Consider the following 2,947-nt stretch of genomic DNA (forward strand, 5'->3'; position numbering starts at 1 on the left):
TTGCTTTATCAAATTAAGCGATGTTCTGCACCTTGTACTCATGAAATTAGTGACAGTGATTATAAAGAACTGGTGAAAGGAGCAAAAGCGTTCCTTTCGGGAAAAGATCAATCTATTAAAAGCGATATGGTTCAAGCTATGCATAAAGCCGCAGAAAATCTTGATTTTGAACAAGCAGCTTCCTATCGTGACCGCTTATCAGCCCTTTCTCACATACAAAGCCATCAAGGTATTAATCCTCAAACGATAAAAGAAGCGGATGTATTTGCAATTGCGCAAAAAGAAGGAATGACCTGTATTCAAGTGTTCTTTTTTCGCATGGGGCAAAATTGGGGAAACCGTGCCTATTTTCCTAAAGCAGATCCCTCTTTTTCCCGCACTGAAATTTTAGCGAGTTTTCTTGCCCAATTTTACGATGATAAACCACTTCCCAAAAGCATCCTTTTATCTGAAGAAATTGAAGAAAAGGCACTTCTTACAGAAGCATTTAGTCTCAAAGCAAACCACAAAGTATCCCTCTCTTTACCCAAACAAGGTGAACGGAAAACTCTTGTTAATCGTGCCTATCTCAATGCTCATGAAGCACTTGAACATAAGCTTTCTGAAACAGCCACCCATACAAAATTGCTTCAAGGTCTTGCTAAAACATTCCAACTACCTTTTCCTCCACACCGGATAGAAGTCTATGACAATTCTCATATCATGGGAACAAATGCTGTAGGGGCTATGATTGTTGCTGGTCAAATGGGATTTATTAAAAATCAATATCGAAAATTCAACATTCGCTCAACAGATATCACGCCTGGCGATGATTTTGGCATGATGAAAGAAGTGATTAAACGAAGATTTTCACGCCTTATCAAAGAGCATGATCTGCCAAATAGAAGTCATAACATAAAAGATGATGATCTTTTTCCCATTTGGCCTGACCTTATCTTAATCGATGGTGGTGAAGGACAAATCAACAGCGTACATGCAATACTTGCTGAATTACAATTAAATGATCTCTTCACAGTTGTTGGAATCGCCAAAGGTGTTGACCGTCATGCGGGACGTGAACGATTTTTTATAAAAGGTATTCCCCCCTTTACACTTCCTCCACGTGATCCTATCCTCTATTTTTTGCAACGTCTGCGTGATGAAGCACACCGTTTTGCGATTGGAACTCATAGGATAAAACGAAAAAAAGCAACATTCAAAAACCCACTTGATGAAATCGAAAATATCGGTCCGACAAGAAAGCGTGCATTGCTTCATCATTTTGGAAGTGCCAAAGCTGTTGCTAGTGCCTCATTTGAAGATTTAAAAAAAGTTACGGGAATCTCTATGACAATTGCACAAAAAATTTATAACCATTTTCATGAAAAATAGGCTTGTTTCATAACCTTCGCCTTGTTACGTTTAGGAAATATATTCTCTTTCACAAGAATTAAAAATGGCTCCATGAAAAATCATACTTTTTCTTTTCCAAATATTTTAACTTATGCACGAATTGTTGCAGTCCCAATGGTTGTTGCATGCTTTTTTTTAGAAGGGCGACTACAATCAAGTGATATCACTCGCTGGATTGCTGTTTCTATTTTTATCGTTGCATCCATTACTGACTTTCTTGACGGTTACCTTGCTCGTATTTGGGAACAAACATCCAATATTGGTCGCATGTTAGATCCAATTGCCGATAAACTTCTCGTCTCTGCTTGTTTGCTCTTGCTTGCCGCAGACAGTACCATCGCTGGGTGGACTCTATGGGCAGCTATTATCATTCTTTGCAGAGAAATTCTTGTATCAGGATTACGTGAATATTTGGCGGAGTTAAAAGTTAGTGTTCCTGTCTCTCGTCTTGCAAAATGGAAAACTTTTGTACAGATGATCGCTATTGTATTTCTTTTAGCTGGACCAGCCGGTAATAAAATTTTCCCTTACACAGTAGAGTTTGGCATTACTATGCTGTGGATTTCTGCCCTCCTTACATTGTGGACAGGGTGGGATTATTTTCGTGCAGGTTTAAAACACGTTATCCTATGAATAGTATGGAATTTTATAATGATGATTTATCTTTTTGTACTTAAATAAGAGATGAGAATAGCATAAGATTGATTTATTTTTATTAATGATAGATCAATAAAATGCTTTTTTGCACATTACAAATAAGGGGGACGTGTAGATAAAAGCTATTCAAAAAAGAGTAAATAGCCTTTATATTTTCGTAAAAGCAGCTGCAATATTAAAAGCTAAAAAAACGATTAATGCTCCATATGCTTTCAAAAAAATCTATAATCTCATAAGCAAAAAACCGAAATATAGTGTTTCGGATTTTTGCTTCTTATATACGCTTTATTATTATAAACGCTTTATTAACCAACAATTTCTACCTCAGGAAACCAAAAGGCGATTTCTGTTTTTGCCGTTTCAGCACTATCGGATCCATGGACAGAATTTTCGCCAATCGATAAAGCATGAACCTTACGAATTGTCCCTTCTTCTGCATCACTAGGATTCGTAGCCCCCATTACTTCACGGTTTTTAGCTATTGCATTTTCACCTTCCAAAACTTGTACAACGGTTGGACCAGAAGACATGAATTCAACCAATTCACTAAAAAAAGGACGTTCTTTATGAACAGCATAAAATTTTTCAGCCTCACGTTTGCTCATCCAGACACGTTTAGACGCAATAACACGTAGCTCCGCATCCTCAAGCATTTTAGTAATTGCGCCAGTCAAATTACGACGGGTTGCGTCTGGTTTAATCATCGAAAAAGTACGCTCTAAAGCCATTTAACCACCTTTATTTCATTTATAATATTCTCTAGCCATTTCTATAGCGAGCAAGGAACCCTTTGCCAAGTGACTCTGCAAAAATCTACACAAATTCTCAAAAACATAGAATAAATTATAAAGAAAACTTTAATAAAAATACCTGCAATTGCTCATCCCATCATAAAGAT

General features: G+C 37.0%; 3 protein-coding genes. 2 read left to right on the forward strand and 1 reads right to left on the reverse strand.

The features are described from left to right. A partial coding sequence (uvrC, locus tag ACFIL8_RS03930) for an excinuclease ABC subunit UvrC (protein ID WP_375688966.1) occupies positions 1–1,371 on the forward strand: 1,371 nt, incomplete at its 5' end. 72 nt (positions 1,372–1,443) lie between these two features. Beyond that, positions 1,444–2,025 (forward strand): CDP-diacylglycerol--glycerol-3-phosphate 3-phosphatidyltransferase, encoded by a 582-nt coding sequence (gene pgsA, locus ACFIL8_RS03935; protein ID WP_273723320.1) that lies wholly within the window; start codon positions 1,444–1,446, stop codon positions 2,023–2,025. Between the two features lie 329 nt (positions 2,026–2,354). Here pgsA and ndk read toward each other — a convergent pair whose 3' ends face one another. Continuing rightward, positions 2,355–2,777, reverse strand: a complete 423-nt coding sequence (ndk, locus tag ACFIL8_RS03940; protein WP_375612918.1) for a nucleoside-diphosphate kinase — start codon at positions 2,775–2,777, stop codon at positions 2,355–2,357. Positions 2,778–2,947 lie beyond the last annotated feature (170 nt).

Origin of the sequence: Bartonella sp. AP57NXGY (assembly GCF_042195805.1) — a bacterium.
Taxonomy (GTDB): Bacteria; Pseudomonadota; Alphaproteobacteria; order Rhizobiales; family Rhizobiaceae; genus Bartonella.